At 69.4% G+C, this 15724-nt stretch carries 14 protein-coding genes; 8 read left to right on the top strand and 6 right to left on the bottom strand.

The genetic code is table 11. The annotated features are described in order from the left end of the window. Positions 1–121: 121 nt before the first annotated feature. Positions 122–541 (top strand): spore wall synthesis regulator SsgD, encoded by a 420-nt coding sequence (ssgD, locus tag J0695_RS29075; protein WP_206966957.1) that lies wholly within the window; start codon positions 122–124, stop codon positions 539–541. Positions 542–572: 31 nt separating this feature from the next. On the opposite strand, the gene J0695_RS29070 is transcribed toward ssgD, so the two are convergent. Then, positions 573–1250, bottom strand: a complete 678-nt coding sequence (locus tag J0695_RS29070) for a GOLPH3/VPS74 family protein (RefSeq protein WP_206966955.1) — start codon at positions 1248–1250, stop codon at positions 573–575. A 307-nt stretch (positions 1251–1557) separates the two neighbouring features. Here J0695_RS29070 and J0695_RS29065 point away from each other — a divergent pair, with 307 nt between their 5' ends. After that, positions 1558–3201: an ABC-F family ATP-binding cassette domain-containing protein gene (locus J0695_RS29065; RefSeq protein WP_206966953.1), complete on the top strand. Its 1644-nt coding sequence runs from the start codon at positions 1558–1560 to the stop codon at positions 3199–3201. Here J0695_RS29065 and J0695_RS29060 read toward each other — a convergent pair. Next, positions 3187–3519 (bottom strand): ATP-binding protein, encoded by a 333-nt coding sequence (locus J0695_RS29060; RefSeq protein WP_242553334.1) that lies wholly within the window; start codon positions 3517–3519, stop codon positions 3187–3189. The genes J0695_RS29065 and J0695_RS29060 overlap by 15 nt on opposite strands. Positions 3520–3897: 378 nt before the next feature. Between J0695_RS29060 and J0695_RS29055 the strand changes: the two genes are divergently transcribed. The 4 genes from J0695_RS29055 to J0695_RS29040 all read left to right on the top strand — a co-directional run bounded on the left by J0695_RS29055 (position 3898) and on the right by J0695_RS29040 (position 6958). Then, positions 3898–4749 carry a helix-turn-helix domain-containing protein gene (locus J0695_RS29055; protein WP_206966952.1) on the top strand — a complete coding sequence of 284 codons (852 nt, stop codon included), beginning with the start codon at positions 3898–3900 and terminating at the stop codon, positions 4747–4749. A gap of 27 nt (positions 4750–4776) precedes the next feature. After that, positions 4777–5025, top strand: a complete 249-nt coding sequence (locus J0695_RS29050) for a hypothetical protein (protein ID WP_206966950.1) — start codon at positions 4777–4779, stop codon at positions 5023–5025. Positions 5026–5086: 61 nt separating this feature from the next. After that, entirely contained in the window at positions 5087–5863 is a 777-nt protein-coding gene (gene ddaH, locus J0695_RS29045; RefSeq protein ID WP_206966948.1) for a dimethylargininase, read from the top strand. 117 nt (positions 5864–5980) lie between these two features. Further along, complete coding sequence (locus J0695_RS29040; RefSeq protein ID WP_206966946.1) at positions 5981–6958, top strand: acyl-ACP desaturase; 978 nt, start codon at positions 5981–5983, stop codon at positions 6956–6958. 54 nt (positions 6959–7012) lie between these two features. Here the strand turns inward: J0695_RS29040 and J0695_RS29035 are convergent, their stop codons facing one another. Beyond that, positions 7013–8353 (bottom strand): lipase family protein, encoded by a 1341-nt coding sequence (locus J0695_RS29035; RefSeq protein ID WP_206966944.1) that lies wholly within the window; start codon positions 8351–8353, stop codon positions 7013–7015. Positions 8354–8502: 149 nt separating this feature from the next. After that, the gene (locus J0695_RS29030; protein WP_206966942.1) at positions 8503–10509 is read right to left on the bottom strand and encodes an elongation factor G; all 2007 of its coding nucleotides are present in this window, start codon (positions 10507–10509) and stop codon (positions 8503–8505) included. Positions 10510–10725: 216 nt separating this feature from the next. On the opposite strand from J0695_RS29030, the gene J0695_RS29025 reads away from it, so the two are divergent. Beyond that, positions 10726–13200, top strand: coding sequence for a hypothetical protein (locus J0695_RS29025; RefSeq protein WP_206966940.1), 2475 nt, complete (start codon positions 10726–10728; stop codon positions 13198–13200). Here the strand turns inward: J0695_RS29025 and J0695_RS29020 are convergent. After that, positions 13181–13429: a WhiB family transcriptional regulator gene (locus J0695_RS29020; RefSeq protein WP_206966938.1), complete on the bottom strand. Its 249-nt coding sequence runs from the start codon at positions 13427–13429 to the stop codon at positions 13181–13183. The genes J0695_RS29025 and J0695_RS29020 overlap by 20 nt on opposite strands. A gap of 68 nt (positions 13430–13497) precedes the next feature. Continuing rightward, positions 13498–14280, bottom strand: coding sequence for a VOC family protein (locus J0695_RS29015; RefSeq protein WP_206966936.1), 783 nt, complete (start codon positions 14278–14280; stop codon positions 13498–13500). A gap of 231 nt (positions 14281–14511) precedes the next feature. Between J0695_RS29015 and J0695_RS29010 the strand changes: the two genes are divergently transcribed. Next, positions 14512–15724: SNF2-related protein (locus J0695_RS29010; RefSeq protein WP_307798802.1), on the top strand; the 1213-nt coding region annotated here is incomplete at its 3' end.

Here is a 15724-nt window from a genome sequence, read left to right as displayed (position 1 = left end):
GTCCAGAGCGCCTCGAAGAGTGATGCACGTCACGCGTCGTTCCGGTGCACGGATTGGCTCGTTCCGGCGTCTCATCTTGTGCCGACCCTGCGAACCGAGCCACGAGGAGGGAGCAGGACTGATGCCCGCGGAGACCGTCGTCGAACAAGCCGTCCGGACCCGGATGGTCGCCTCAGCGCCCAGGATGGAAACGGTCCCTGCCACCCTGCGCTACGACCGTCAGGACCCCTTCGCCGTACACATGACCTTTCCCGCGCCCGCCACACTGGCAGGCGTCGCGGTCTCCTGGACCTTCTCGCGCGATCTGCTGCAGGCGGGCGTCTCGGCACCGGCCGGCCTGGGCGACGTACGGATACGGCCTTACGGCTACGACCGCACCGTGCTGGAGTTCCACGCCTTCGAGGGCGTCGCGATGGTGCATCTGCACACCGCCGAGCTGCGCCGCTTCCTCAAAAGGACCGAGACGCTGGTGCCGTGCGGGTTCGAGCATCTGCATCTCGACCTCGACCAGGACGTGGCGGACCTCCTGCGCGGCTGGTAGCCGCCCCCGCCCCGTACCCGCCCAGCGGGTCCTAGCCCACAGCTGCCGCACCACCGGCACTGGCCGCGGTGATGGCGACGGTCATCGCCGCGCGCACGTCCTTGATCACCTTCTTCAGCTCGGGAGCCGTCGCCCCGCTGCGCTCGGTGAGTTCCTCGATCCGCGCCCTGTACTGCCTGCGCTCCTTGCCCGAGGCGAAGGTACGCAGCTCGCCCGCGGCGGCCAGCGCCACCAGGGCCGCATCGCGGTCCGAGATCTCCTCGGCCGGCTCGGCGCCGAGCATGACGGAGCGCGCTGCCTCGCGGATCTCCCGTACGAGCTCCGGATGCTCGAGTTCGTACGAGATGGACGGGAAGAGCCCGAACCTCCGGCCGGTCCGGCGGCGCAGAATCCCGGAGTCGACCAGCTGGGTCCGTACCGTCTCCAGCGTGAACTTGCGCCGGTGGCTCACCCAGGTCTTCCAGGTGCGCGGTCGCGACTCGCCGATCAGCTCCAGCAGGCCGTCGAGGGCCGCGTCGCCGGCGCGGGCGTCGTCGACCGGCTTGGCCGCCCCGTCGGCGTCGACGAGCAGTCCGCGCTGCACGAGTTCGGTGAGTGCGCCGGCCCTGACCAGATAGTCGAGATAGAGCGTGCCGGTGAGCCTGCGTCTGTCGGCGTCCCAGGCGAGGAGATAGAGACGGGCTGCCAGGGCGAGCGAGTCATGCGTCACGGCGGGCTCCTCGGTCCTTCGTCACGGTACCTGAGCGTTCCGGGCCTCCCCGGCCCTGCGCCGGAGTAAAACGGTTGCACCACGCACGGGCCTGAGCGTAGATTTCTCAGTGGCCCTGTTGTCGTCGATCGGAGCGGACGTTGCGTTACTGAGGTCTTGAGACACCGTGCTGTGCAGTGATGACCCCTGCGCGCACCGCGTGTGACCTCGGTATTGCGAGCCGTCCTCCGGACCAGGGCCTTTCTGTTGCCCCGTCGGTGTCTCCACCTGTTGCCCCCTGATCACTTCCAGCAACCGGGAGACCCGTATGTCTTTTCCCACCACCCATGTTTCCTGCGCCGCGCTCTCCTTCTCCTGGCCGGACGGCTCCCCCGTCCTCGACGGCTTCCAGCTGGCGGTCGGCCCCGGCAGGACGGGGCTCATCGGTGTCAACGGGTCGGGGAAATCAACCCTGTTGAAGCTGATCGCCGGTGAACTCACTCCCTCGTCGGGGAGCGTGAAGGTCTCCGGCGAGGTCGGCTACCTCCCGCAGTATCTGGTGCTCGACACCGCTCTGCGGGTCGACCAGGCGCTCGGCATCGAGGCCACGCGCGCCGCCCTGCACGCCATCGAGGCGGGCGACGTACGCGAGGAGAACTTCACCGCCGTCGGCGACGACTGGGACGTCGAGGAGCGGGCTCTCGCCGTGCTCGGCCAGCTCGGGCTCGGCTCCATCGGGCTCGACAGGACCATCGGCGAGGTGTCGGGCGGCGAGTCGGTTCTGCTGCGGCTGGCCGCGCTGCTGCTGCGCCGTCCTGACGTACTGCTGCTCGACGAACCCACCAACAATCTCGACCTCCAGGCCAGAAAGCAGCTGTACGCGGCGGTCGAGTCCTGGTCGGGGGTGATGGTCGTGGTGAGCCATGACCGCGAACTCCTGGAACGGGTCGACCAGATCGCCGATCTGCGCGACGGCGAGGTCCGGTGGTTCGGCGGGACGTTCTCGGAGTACGAGGCGGCCCTCGCGGTCGAGCAGGAGGCGGCCGAACGCATGGTGCGGGTCGCCGAGTCCGACGTACGCCGGCAGAAGCGCGAGGTGGCCGAGTCGCAGACCCGGCAGGCCCGGCGGGACCGTTCCGGGCGCAAGCTCGCGGCGAGCGGCAGCCACGGAAAGGCCCTGACCGACGCCATGCGCAGATCGGCCCAGGAGACGGCGGGCCGCATGAAGAACCTGCACGAGGACCGGCTCGACGACGCCCGCAAACGGCTGGACGAGGCGGAGCTGGCCGTACGGGAGGACGACGAGATCCGGATCGAACTGCCCCACACCAGAGTGCATCCGGGGCGGAGCGTGCTGACGCTGCGCGACCTCGAACTCCCTTACGGGAACGGCCTGGACGGCGAGTTCACCGTGCACGGTCCCGAGCGGATCGCGCTGACCGGACGGAACGGGTCGGGCAAGACGACTCTGCTGCGGACGATCGCGGGGCGGCTGGAGCCGGTGGCGGGCGAGGCCACGGCCCATGTCCAAGTGCGGTTCCTGCCGCAGCGTCTCGATGTGCTCGACGACAGCCTGAGCGTCCTGGACAACGTGGCCCGTTACGCACCGGACGCCCCGCATCAGGAGATCAGGGCACGGCTGGCCCGCTTCCTCTTCCGGGGCGACAAGGCGCATCAGCCGGCGGGGACGCTGTCGGGCGGCGAGAGGTTCCGTGCCGCGCTGGCGGCGCTGCTCCTTGCCGACCCCGCGCCGCAACTGCTGATGCTCGACGAGCCGACCAACAACCTGGATCTGGCGAGCGTGCGACAGCTGACCGCGGCGCTGGAGGCGTACGAGGGGGCGCTGATCGTGGCCAGTCACGACCTGCCGTTCCTGGAGTCCATCGGGATCACCCGGTGGACCGACCTGGGCGAAAGGGGCGCGAGGAGCGAGCAGGTTCAGGGGACCGAGAGCGGCTCAACGGTGGAGTAACGCCCAGGACTTGGTGCCGCCGTCCAGGGTGAGCGCCGGGGTCAGCCCCCAGTCCCCGCCATGCTCGTCGACCGCCGCGGCCAGCAGCCACATGCTGCGGCTGCGGCGGTCGCGGCACTTCTCGGCGGCCTGCGGCGTGGGATGGGCCGGATGCTGGTCATAGAGCACGATCCGCAGGGCGTCGAAGTGCCAGCGCACCCGCAGCATCATTTCGCGGTCCGGGGTGAACCGGTAGGCACCCGCGACCAGTTCGGAAGCGGCCAGGGCCGCCGTCTCGGCGAGCTCCGTGAGGCCGTGCCGGGTGAGCAGGGTGCGCATCGCCTCGCGGGCCAGCCTGGCGCAGTACGCACCGCCCGGGAGGGCTATCGAGTAGCTGAGATTGTCCGCTGACGGCGAATGGGGCCTCCCCTGCTCAATGAGGTCTCCCCAGCTCGAACGAAGTTGAGAGCTTGGGGAAGAAGGCGAGAGCTCGGGGAGAGGGGGGCCGCCCGGAGCGACGGTCGAGAGGCAGCGCAGGACGCCCATGTTCGTGCGGCTCCAGTGTTCTCGTGCGTGTGGGGGCTCTCACATCCGGACAGCGGTCGCCCCGTGTGAGACTTACGCTACCGACCGTAGCGCACAAGCGGAGCACAGTGCTACTACTTGTGTCATTCCGGCCATTCGACCGGCCACTCACCGGCCGAGAAGGGGGACGCCGTGCCGCCCCGGAGCACCCCGACCGCACGCCAGCAGCGCCTCGGGAACGAACTGCGCAAGCTGCGCGAGCAGTCGGGCATGTCGGCCCAGCAGGCCGCCGCCCTCCTGGGGGTCGACCGCACCCGCATCCCCAACATCGAGTCGGGCCGTTTCGGCATAAGCGCCGAGCGGGTCCGCACGCTCGCCTGCAACTACGGCTGCCCCGACACCGGTCTGGTCGATCTGCTCGCGGCCATGGCCCAGGAGCGGGACCGGGGCTGGTGGGAGGAGCATCGCGGACTGCTGCTTCCCGGGCTGCTCGACATCGCCGAACTCGAGTACCACGCCGTCGAGTTGCACACAGCTGTCACCACGCACATCCCCGGGCTGCTGCAGACCGTCGACCACGCGCGGGCCGTGTTCGACACCGCCGACCCGCCGCTGCCGGGACCCGATCTGGCCGCGAGGGTCGCGCTACGCCTCAGCCGCCAGGCGGTCCTGGACCGCGAGAGCCCTCCACTGTACGAGGCGGTGATCCACGAGGCGGCGCTGCGCATGCAGTTCGGCGGACCCAAAGTGGCCCGGACGCAACTGGAGTTCATCCTGGAGCAGTCGGAGCGGGACACGATCACGGTCCGGGTGATCCCCTTCACCGCGGGCGGATTCCCGGGCGCCGGCCAGTCGTTCACCTATGTCGGTGCGGCGGTGCCGCAGCTCGACACCGTACAGCTGGACTCCTCGCACGGATCGATGCTTCTGGACGCCGATATGCAACTACGCCGCTACCGGGGCCTGTTGGAGCGGCTGCGCGGTCTTGCCCTGCCCGAGAGCGCCTCGCGCGACTTCATCACTGCCATCGCCCGGGATCTGTGACCCGTGGGATCCGTGGAGGGACACACCATGACCGACATCTCCTGGGACGACGCCTTCTGCAGCGAGGGAGCGAACTGCTTCCGCTTCGGTGTCGACGGCGAGGGCAAGGCGTACATCGGCACGACCGGGACCAGTGACTACGTGGCCGACTCGGTGGAGGCGCTGCGGGCCCTGATCTCCGCGGTGAAGGCGGGGGCCGCCGACCACCTGCTCCGACCCGACGCCGGGCCGCACGTGGCAGAAGGGACCCCTGGGGCAAAGGGGGTATTCCGCTGAGCAGGGGTGACAGGTGATGATGGGCGCCCGCCCCGCACCTCAGCGACCAGGAGAATTCTAGGTGCCCAGCCGAAAAGCCCTGATCCGCCGACCCGGCCCGCGCCTCTCCGAGGGTCTGGTCACTCACATCGAGCGCACACCCGTCGATTACGCCCTGGCACTGGAGCAGTGGGGGCGGTACGCGGAGACGCTGCGCGCGCACGGCTGGGAGACGGTGGAGGCGGACCCGGCCGAGGACTGCCCGGACGGGGTCTTCATCGAGGACACCGTGGTGATGTACCGCAATGTGGCCCTGATCGCGCGCTCGGGGGCCGAGTCCCGCCGGGAGGAGACGACCGCGGTCGAACAGGCGCTGGGTGTACTCGGCTGCTCGCTGAACTGGGTGTGGGAACCGGGCACGCTGGACGGTGGCGACGTACTGAAAATCGGCGACACCCTCTACGTCGGGCGCGGGGGCCGTACCAACGCCGCCGGAATCCAGCAGCTGCGGGCTGTTTTCGAGCCGCTCGGGGCGCGGGTCGTGGCCGTACCGATCGCCAGGGTCCTGCATCTGAAATCGGCGGTGACGGCGCTCCCCGACGGCACGGTCATCGGGTACGAACCGCTGGTGGACGCCCCTTCGGCCTTCCCGCGCTTCCTGCCCGTACCGGAGGAGGCAGGGGCGCACGTGGTGCTGCTCGGCGGTGGGAAACTATTGATGGCGGCCAGCGCACCAAAGTCCGCCGAGCTCTTCGCCGATCTTGGTTATGATCCCGTTCCCGTGGACATCAGCGAGTACGAGAAGCTCGAAGGCTGCGTGACCTGCCTCTCTGTACGGCTCCGCGAGCTGTACACATAACGCAGCGTATGCGGACATCCTGAAAGTGGGGGTTGGCTGAGGCTTACTGCCGCCTTAACCTACGGGTACGTAACCTACGAACCCGTAGGTACTACTCCCGTCCCCCCAGGAGCCCCCGTGACGATCACCTCTCCCCACCTCGGCAGTTCGGAAGCGTGGAGTGACGCCCGACTGCTGTTTGCGCTGGAAGAGGTGGTGGAGAAGGAACTCAACCGCCATCTCAAGGTCACCAAGGACTGGATGCCCCACGAGTACGTCCCGTGGGGCGACGCCCGGAACTTCCCCGGTTTCTTCGAGGACGGGGTGGCCTGGGAGCCCGAGCAGTCCAAGGTCAGCAGCATCGGCAAGATCGCACTGGTGGTGAACCTCCTCACCGAGGACAACCTCCCCAGCTACCACCACGAGATCGCCACCCTCTTCGGCCGTGACGGCGCCTGGGGCACCTGGGTGCACCGCTGGACCGCCGAGGAGAACCGCCACGGCATCGTGATGCGCGACTACCTCCTCGCCTCGCGCGCCGTCGACCCGGACGAGCTCGAGCGCTTCCGGATGACGCACATGTGCGCGGGCTACGAGTCGTCCAACAACCACTCCATGCTGCACACGGTCGCCTACGTCGCCTTCCAGGAGCTGGCCACCCGCGTCTCGCACCGCAACACGGGACACCACTCGGGCGACCCGGTCTGCGACCGCATGCTGGCCCGCATCGCGACCGACGAGAACCTGCACATGGTCTTCTACCGCAACCTCATGGGCGCGGCCTTCGAGCTCACACCGGACCTGATGATGCAGGCCGTGCGCGACGTCGTCGTCGACTTCCAGATGCCCGGTACCGGCATGCCCGGCTTCGAGCGTTCCGCCGCGCAGATGGCGATCGGCGAGATCTACAACATGCGCATCCACCACGACGACGTCATCTCGCCGATCCTGCGCTACCTCAAGATCCTCTCGATCGACGGGCTCGGCCCCGAGGGGCTCAAGGCGCAGGAGGAGCTGGGTCTGTACATGAACGGCCTCAACTCCGAGGCGAGCAAGTTCGACGAGAAGCTCGCGGCCCGCAAGGCGCGGTTGGCCGCGCGCGCCGCCTCCGCGTAGGTACGGACTGCGAACGCGCACCCCGGGGCCGGGAGCCCCGGGGTGCGCGTTGCATCAGGAGGTCGGCACCTCGGGCGCGAGCGAGTTGCCCGCGGGGATGCGGCCGCAGTCGGACGGGGCGGTCTTGCCCGCGAACCGGTCGTTGAGCCAGCTCAGTGCGGTCGGAATCCATGGCACGGCGGTACCGACATGGCTCAGCAGGTCGTACTGCTCATACTTGACCGCTGTGTTGCCCTTCGCGCAGTACTGCCGGGCCAGTGCGCGCACATCTCCGGCGACCATGACCCCGTCGCCCCTTCCGATGCCCGGGAGATTGCTGAGGGTCCCTTCGAAGACTCCCCCGCCTCCCTGCGCGATGTAACCGGGGACGCCGGGGGTAGCGGCCGAGCCGAGGTTGAGCTTGTTGACCGCCTCGACGAAGGGCGTCACCGAGTTCGGGTCGGCGTACTGCGGCTTCACCATCTTCTTCCACGTCAGCCCGGGGTACTGGCCCAGGGCATTGACGATCGACCCGTACTGGAGCTTCTTGAACACCTCGACGCCATAGCTGTTGAGGTAGGGCGTGAAGTCGATGTCGTACGCGCGAGCGGCCCCGATGACGGCCATGGGCGCGACGCCGGCCCAGATGGAACTGCCACTGATGTACTTGAGGTTGTGTGCCGGGTCGACGAGCAGCCCGCCCTCGGCGTAACCCACCAGTCTCCTGTTGACGTCCGGCGCGTAGCTCGGCGCGAGCGCGGCCGCCCAGTGCGTGGCGATGGCTCCGCCGGAGTATCCGGCCAGGCCGACGCGGGTGTCGGCGTTCAGGCCCGTCTCGGAGGACCGGCTCGCGGCCCGGATCGCGTCCAGAGTGGTGGTTCCGTACTCCGGTCCGGCCGCGAAGTCGGCGGTCTGCCCCTCTGTGTCGGGGATGACCACGTTGTAGCCCGCCAGCAGCATCGGGACCAGGAGGAGCGACTCGATGTTCGGGATCGCGCCGCCGAGGGTGACATCACCCGCGATCGCCCGGGACGGCGCGTCCTCGGGGTTGAGGGAGTCGTAGAACGACTGGTACGAGACGGCCTTGCTGCCGTCGCCGTTGGGGCTGCGCACGATCGAGGTCACTCCGGCGGACGGGCGGCCCTGGGCATCGACCGTGCGGTACAGCAGTTGGATCGCCTTGACCGGCGTCGGGATGCCGACGAAGTGATACTGCAGCGTCCGCGTCTTGAGCACTTCGCCCGGTGCGTACGAAGACAGGGGCCTGCTGCCGTCGTAGGTGTAGAACGAATCGTCCGCCGCGGCTGTCGCCGAGGCGGAGGGAGCAGCCGCAGCCGTGGCCGCGGGAACGGCGGCGGTGACGGCCAGAACGGTGACGACTGCGGTTGCCAGCTTCCCAACGGTGGAACGGTGCATGGTTCCCTCGGATTCGTCTCATGGATCACAGGGATGGAAGATGCGTGTTACCTAGGGGTAACAGCGCCGAAAGTTACCAGTAGGTATCCGAGTTGACCAGAGTTCAAACAAGGCCTTCCCGCCGCCGGTGCAGGCGGCGCCTCCTGCTCTCAGCCGCCCACCTGACCGCTCACCCTGCGCACCACCTGCAGCAGATACTCCCTCCGGTTGAGCGGGTTGTGGTCCGTGCGGGGCCGCGAAGGTGCGGCGGCGGTCACCGGGCGGTAGCGCTCGAAGGCGCTCTCCAGCAGGCCCTCGCCGCGGGTCAGGGAAGGGAGTTGCTGTTCCAGGCTGTGCACCGAGGCTGCCGGGATCTCGCCCTCCAGCAGGCTGGTCGTACCGTCCATGCGCGGTGTCCGCGGGACGGCGCGCAGCCGGGACAGGACCTGCAGGATCGTGCCGAAGGTGTCGGCCGGGGCCTCCAGACGGAAGTGATGCATCGGTTCGTGCACCGTGGTGCCCGCCCGGCGCAGCGCGTCCATCAGGATCAGCGGGGTCAGGTTGCGGAAGTCCCCCGCGGTGCTCGACATGCTCTTGTCGAAGGTGCCGTGGGAGTGGCTCTGGCGGGGCCAGTAGCCGGAGTGGGTCATGGTGACGCGGCAGTCGGGGATCTGCCAGCCGTTGATTCCCTGGTGCAGGGATTCCCGTACGGTGTCTTCGACCGCCCGGAAGAACGCGTACGGCATGGAGCCGAGTTCGATCCCCAGGCGGAATTCCACTCCGGAATTCAGCGGGGCGGGCTCCACGCGGAGACCGACCGTCGCGAGGAAGGGGTTCGGTTCCTTGGCGATGATTTCGAATGCCTCACCGGCGCCGTCCAGCCGTTCGACGCAGATGGTGGTCGACTCGCGGAAGGTGACGTCGATGCCGTACTCGTCGGCGAGTGTCGCCCCGATGACCTCCTTCTGGACCTCGCCGTAGAGGGACACCGAGATCTCCTGGCGGAGCTCGTCGTGGCGGAGGTTGATCAGCGGGTCCTGCTCGGCGAGCTGGGTGAGTGCGCTGTGGAGCGCGGCCCTGCTGGTCGTGCGGGCCGGTACGACGACGGTTTCGAGCGTCGGCGGGGCGAAGTGGTGGCGCTCCGGGGACGGCGGCGGGGTGTCGCCGATGTGGTCGCCGATACGGATGGAGCCCAGTCCCCAGAGTTTGCCGATCCGGCCGGCGGGGACCGTGTCGCCGCGTACCGCCGCACCCTGGTCGAAGACGCTGACCGCGGTGACCTTGCCCTCGCTGTCCTGGCCGAAGCGCACGGCGTCGCGGACGCGTACCGCGCCGGAGAGCATCCGTACGTACGCGATCTTCTCGCCCGAAGGACCGCGCTCGACCTTGAAGACGGTGCCCGACACCGGGCCCTCGGGGTCGCCCTCGGGTGCGGGCAGCAACTCCTTGATACCGGCGGTCAGTTCGGCCATGCCCGCACCGGTGATCGCCGAGCCGAAGAAGACCGGGTGCACCTGGGCGCGGCGGGTCTGAGCCGCCAGGGCGGAGCGGAGACGAGCGTGGGTGACCGTCTTCTCGTCGTGCACGTACGCGGCCAGCAGGTCGTCGTCGTACGACGTCAGAAGGTCGGTCAGCGCCTCGGTGAAGGGGCGGTCGTCTGCGCCGTACGCGGCGACCGTGGGTGTGCGCGTGCCGACGTCGTGCGCCGCGACCGCCGGGATCACGGCAGGGGTCAGCTTCCCTGCCAGGGCGCGCAGGGTGCGCTGTGCGTCCGCTCCACGCCGGTCGATCTTGTTGACGAAGATCAGCGTGGGGATGCGCAGGCGCTGCAGTGTCCGCATCAGTACGCGGGTCTGCGCCTGTACGCCCTCGACGGCGGAGACGACCAGTACCGCTCCGTCGAGCACGCTGAGGACCCGCTCCACCTCGGCGATGAAGTCCGGGTGGCCGGGTGTGTCGATCAGGTTGACCGTCACGTCGTCGACGGCGAAGGAGACGACGGCGGACTTGATGGTGATGCCGCGCTGGCGTTCCAGGGCAAGGGAGTCGGTCTGGGTGCTGCCGGCGTCGACGCTGCCGATCTCGTCGATGACACCGGCGGCGTGCAGGAGCCGCTCGGTCAGGCTGGTCTTACCGGCGTCGATGTGCGCCAGAATACCCAAATTCAACGTACGCAAAGAACTTCGTGTCCTCGAGATAGGTGGGAATTACCTTCTGGATGGGCATCGAAGATCCGCGCATAATCAGTACTCCTGGGTCGGGCGGACACCGGTCCGCGGTCGTACGGAGTACAGCGGACCGGTGCCGGGCGGGGCAACCGATTTATGACGGCGCGGCAACGGGATGGACGGCGTCGGACCCCGGTGCCAGTGTGTGGACGGGGGGTGATTCCCATGGCAGAGACCCATGAGCGGATCTTCTACGAGGTCATGTGGCGCAGCTGGACGGCCAAGGGGGATTCCCCCTCCCCTGTCCCGTGGTGGCTCCAGCAGGCCTTCCACCGGTGGACCGACTCCTTCGACGCCGGTTCGTTCGAGTCGAAGGAGGGCGCGCTCGCCTCGAACGCCCTCTACCGCTACTGGTCGATGGTCGGTGTCAAGGACCACCGGCAGGAGTCCCTGGTCGGCCAGGCCGGGGAGATCGAGCCGGTCTACGACAAGTACAGCGTGGCCTTCCTCCTGTACGAGCCCTCGTCGGGCGCCCTGCGACTGCCGCAACTGCCCGGTCCTGGCGGGTCGGTCGAGCAGCGCATGGAGGCGGCCCATCTCCCGGTCGTCGAGACGGTGTTCAGGACCGGTACGGGCTTCGAGGTCACCCAGCGGACGCTGGCCACCACCGTCGGCGTACGGCAGCGCGATCTCGTGCTGAACCGGCTTTCGGTGACGGCCGGTGCGGACGCCCCGCGCGACGGGTGGCTGTGTGTCGCCGTGCTGCCCGCAGGGCCGAGCGGCTTCCAGCGGCACTACCGCGGTGCGGCGCAGGACACCGACCGCCGGCTGACGCTGCTGCGGTATCTGCCGCAGGAGGCGCGGGTCGTGACGAACACCGGGTGGGGGCCCGTCTTCGACCGCGCGCCCGAGCAGTACGGGGTGTACGGGAACCCGGACTTCAGCCAGGACCCCGGCTCCTACCTCGTCCGCAGCCCCTTCCACGAACTGACCGTCGGCGGGAAGCTGAACGGCGCCGACGAGGCGACCGACCAGGTCGCGGGGATGTGCACCGGGGTGTTCGCCTGGCCGTTCCGGCTGGAGGAGGGCGAGTCGTTCTCGCTGGATGTACGGCTGCCCGTGGACACGTACAGCGGCGCGGACGACCTGGCCGAACTGCGGTCCGCTCCCGCCGACGACCTCGAAGCCGCCAACCGGGAGTTCTGGACGCGCAAGCTCACCCAGGAGGGTGTGCAGCCGCGGCTGCCCGCTCCCGTCGCGCATCTGGCCGATCTCTTCCGGCAGACCCGCGGACAGCTCCTCGTCCTCTCCGACTCCGGCCAGATCCACCCCGGGCCGACGGTCTACGACTCCTTCTGGATCCGCGACTCCTCCGTCGAGGCCACCGCCTGCTCCCTGGCCGGTGACACCGCCCTGGCCCGTGCCCAGTTGGGCACCCACCACCGCGGCGCCTTCAACTTCGGGCGCGGGCGGATCGGCCCCTGCGCCGAGTACGGGTTCTTCGGCGGGCAGCACGAGAAGGACGACCAGGAGTGGGACAGCAACGGGCAGGCCCTCTGGGCGCTCGGCCGCTTCGACCGTACGCAGGGTCCGGGCGCGGCCTTCGGCGCCGGGCTCTACAACCCGTACATCCTCGGCGGTGCCCGCTGGCTGCGCGACAACCGGGATCAATACGGGCTGCTGCACAGCGGCTGGAGCGCGGAACACCTCGGCGAACGCGACAAGCCGCACTACTGGGACGACATCTGGGGGCTCGCCGGTCTGTACGAGGCCGCCCGGCTCGCCGAGCGGCTCGGGACACCCGAGGTCGGAGAGCTGTGGTGGGCGTTCGACGACATGAAGCGGGCGACCGCCGCATCCATGCGGTGGGTGCTCGACGAGCAGAGCCGCAGGGGCGAGTGGGAGACGTTCCTGCCGACCGGTCCCGGCGACGTGGGGCGGCTCGACTCGACGATGATCGGCGCGGCGGCGTACTTCCACCCGTGCCGCCTCCATATGGGCAGCAAGCTGGGCGACGACATCGACCGGGCGGCCCGCTTCACCCTGGACACCCTGTACGGGCACTTCGTACGCGGCGGGTACCGGCACGAGGCCGCCTGGAACGCGTACGGGCCCTACCTGACGCTCCAGTTGGCGCACGCCTGCCTGCTGGCGGGCGACCCGCAGCGGATGGACGATCTGCTGGGCTGGACGGTTGGTGCGGGCACCCCGGTCGCCCGGGGGCAGCGGGCGGCGCTGGGCGCGTGGAACGAGCAGCACGCCTTCCCGATCGCCTCGGACTTCGCCGAGTTCCCCGACCGCTTCTGGTACATGGGGGACATGCCGCACGGCTGGGCGGCGGCGGAGTATCTCCTTCTCGTACGCGACATCCTCTTCTTCGAGGCGGACGAGGACCGGGACCCGCATCTCTACATCGCACCGGGCGTCCGCCCGCACTGGGTCCCCGACGGTGAGACGGTGAGCGTGTCCGACGCGCCCACCCTCTTCGGCGCACCGTTCGGCTACCGGCTGACCCATGACACAGCCGCTCGTACGGTGACGGTCGACATCGACCAGTCGCCCCCGCACCTGCGCTATGTCTACCCGTGCCGCTTCGGCCCGGTGCGGACCGCGACGGCCGGCGGACGGACGCTCGATGTGACGGGCGCCGACGTCCAGGTCCCGCCGGGGACACGGCGGTTCAGTGTTCGGTACGCCTGAGGCTGAGCCGCTCCTTCTCGGAGAGCCCGCCCCAGACGCCGAAGCGTTCATCGTTGGCGAGCGCGTACTGCAGGCAGGCGACCCGCTCCTCGCAGACTCCGCAGAGCCGCTTGGCGTCGCGGGTGGAGGAGCCGGGGTCGGGGAAGAAGAACTCCGGCCCTGTCTGGGCGCACAACGCCTTCTCCTGCCAGGCCAGTTCCGGACCGGTGACGGTGGTGTTGATCGGCATGCGGGACAGGCTGCCCCGCACCGATCAACGTCCGGTCAATGAACGATGAACGAGCCAGGACTCCAGGATCAGCCCACGTCACTCTTGATCACGGCGAAGCGCGCACCGTGCGGATCGGTCAGCTTCGCGTAACGGCCGACGCCCTCGACGGAGACCGGCTCCAGGCTCACGCTGCCGCCCAGTCGGCGCGCCGCCGTGACGGCCTCGTCGGTGTCGGCGACCTCGAAGTACGGAAGCCAGTGCGACCCGGCCGCTGCCGCCGCCGGATCCAGCTCGATGGGGATCAGACCTCCGAAGCTGGTGTCCTGACCGCCGCCTGCCAGGCTCGCCATGGTGTACGTGCCGCCGGGGTAGGGCACCGCCTCGGTCTCCCAGCCGTACACCGCGTGATAGAAGGCGGCGGCCGCGGGGACATCGGGCGTGTACAGCTCGGCCCAGCAGAAGGTGCCGGGTTCGTTGACCACCGCCATGCCCTGGTGGTCCCGCAGCTGCCACGACGAGAAGCGCGCGCCTGCGGGGTCCTGGAATCCGGCCATCCGCCCCAGCGTCCCGACGTCGTCCGGGCCCATGGCCAGGCTCCCGCCGGCCCCCTCGACTGCCTTGACGGTGGAGTCGATGTCGGCCGTCTGGAAGTAGACCGACCAGAACGGCTGCACCTCGGTGATGCCGCCCATGGCGCCGCCGATTTCCTTGCCGTCGCTCGTGAACGAGCCGTAGCCGCCGAACTCCGGGGGACCTGGGACGAACGTCCATCCGAGGAGCCCGCCGTAGAAGGCGACGGCTTCCTCCGTGGAGGGTGTGGCGAGGTCGATCCAGTTGGGTGAACCAGTGACGAAACGGGTGCTGAGCATAGTGCGCTCCTCTGTCGTGGGGTCCCGTTCTCCTGCCTCACCGAGTCTTGCACCGGGCACTGACAATCGGCCCCGGGGTGAGCGGCACCCTACGTTCAAACGGGCACTGTAAAGGCCTCCTTGTCGTACGGAATCTGCGCACGCCGTGAGCGCGGTGACGGAGATGCGAGCGTTCCCCCGAGTGGTTCGTCCCGGACCGCACTGTCCGAGGCCCGTGGCACCATCGGTCACGTGAGCGGCCAGGAGCACCCCCCTGTACCTGCGGGCAGACACGCCCGCGTCCTCCTCCACGAGGCGGAGCGCCTGCTCGACGCCGCCCGCTCCGTCGTCGCCGACCGGGCCACGGCCCTCGCTGCCGTACGCGCCGCCCTCGCGCCGCTCCAGAACAGCTTGGTCCTCGATGAGCTGGGCTCGATACCGGTCTCCCGCCTCAAGGACGTCACCGAGGGGCGGCTGCGTCTCACCGCGCTCGAACAGGCCGGCTTCACCACGGTCCGCCAGGTGCACGAGGCCGGCCGCTATGCCCTGCAGCAAGTGCCAGGCGTCGGCCGCCAGACCGCCGACCAGGCACTCGCGGCGGCCGGCCAGATCGCCAGGGCGGTCGCCGACACCGTCTCCGTACGCATCGAGGTCGACCGGCCCGAGCCGCGCACCACCGCCCTGATCGGCGCCCTGCACCCGCTCGTCCAGGCCGGCTCGGAGCTGCGACGTGCGTACGACACCGCCCGGCAGCTCGACACCACCATCGGCCCGCTCCTCGACCGGGCCGGGCTCGCGCGCGGCCGACTGCGCATGGCTTTCGCGGGGCAGCGGCGGCGTACGGCTGCGCTTTCCGCCCTGGACGCGATCCGGTCCGTCACCCGGGAAGCCTCCGCTCGCGAGACACCGACCCTCCTCGCGCAGGCCTCGGCCGACCTCCTGCGCAGACCCGCGACAGAGGCGGAGACCTGGGTCGACTTCGAGCTCCGGTCGGCGGACTACTACAGCCAGCTCGCCGAGATCGCGGGCCAGGAACCGGACCTCGCCGCCGCCGAGGGGTTCGTCCCCTCCGAGATCGCCGAGCGCGTGCGCGCCCAGCAGCTCGACGACACCCACCTCCGGGTCTCACTGCGTGGATACCAGTCCTTCGGCGCCCGCTTCGCGCTCGCGCAGCGCCGGGTGATCATCGGCGACGAGATGGGCCTGGGCAAGACGATCCAGGCGATCGCCGCGATGGCCCACCTCGCCGCGCGGGGCTCCACACACTTCATGGTGGTCTGCCCGGCGAGCGTACTGATCAACTGGTCGCGCGAGATCAGCTCCCGTTCCACTCTGCGCGCCTGCCCCGTTCACGGTCCCGACCGGCAGGAGTCCTTCGCCGAGTGGTGCGACCGCGGCGGCATCGCCGTCACCACCTTCGACTCTCTGCATCTGCTCCCCGCCCCGACGGACACCCGCCCCGCGC

It is taken from the genome of Streptomyces beijiangensis, assembly GCF_017315755.1.
GTDB lineage: Bacteria > Actinomycetota > Actinomycetes > Streptomycetales > Streptomycetaceae > Streptomyces > Streptomyces beijiangensis.
Note: the sequence above shows the minus strand (reverse complement) of the source record. Positions and strands in the feature narration are given on the sequence as shown.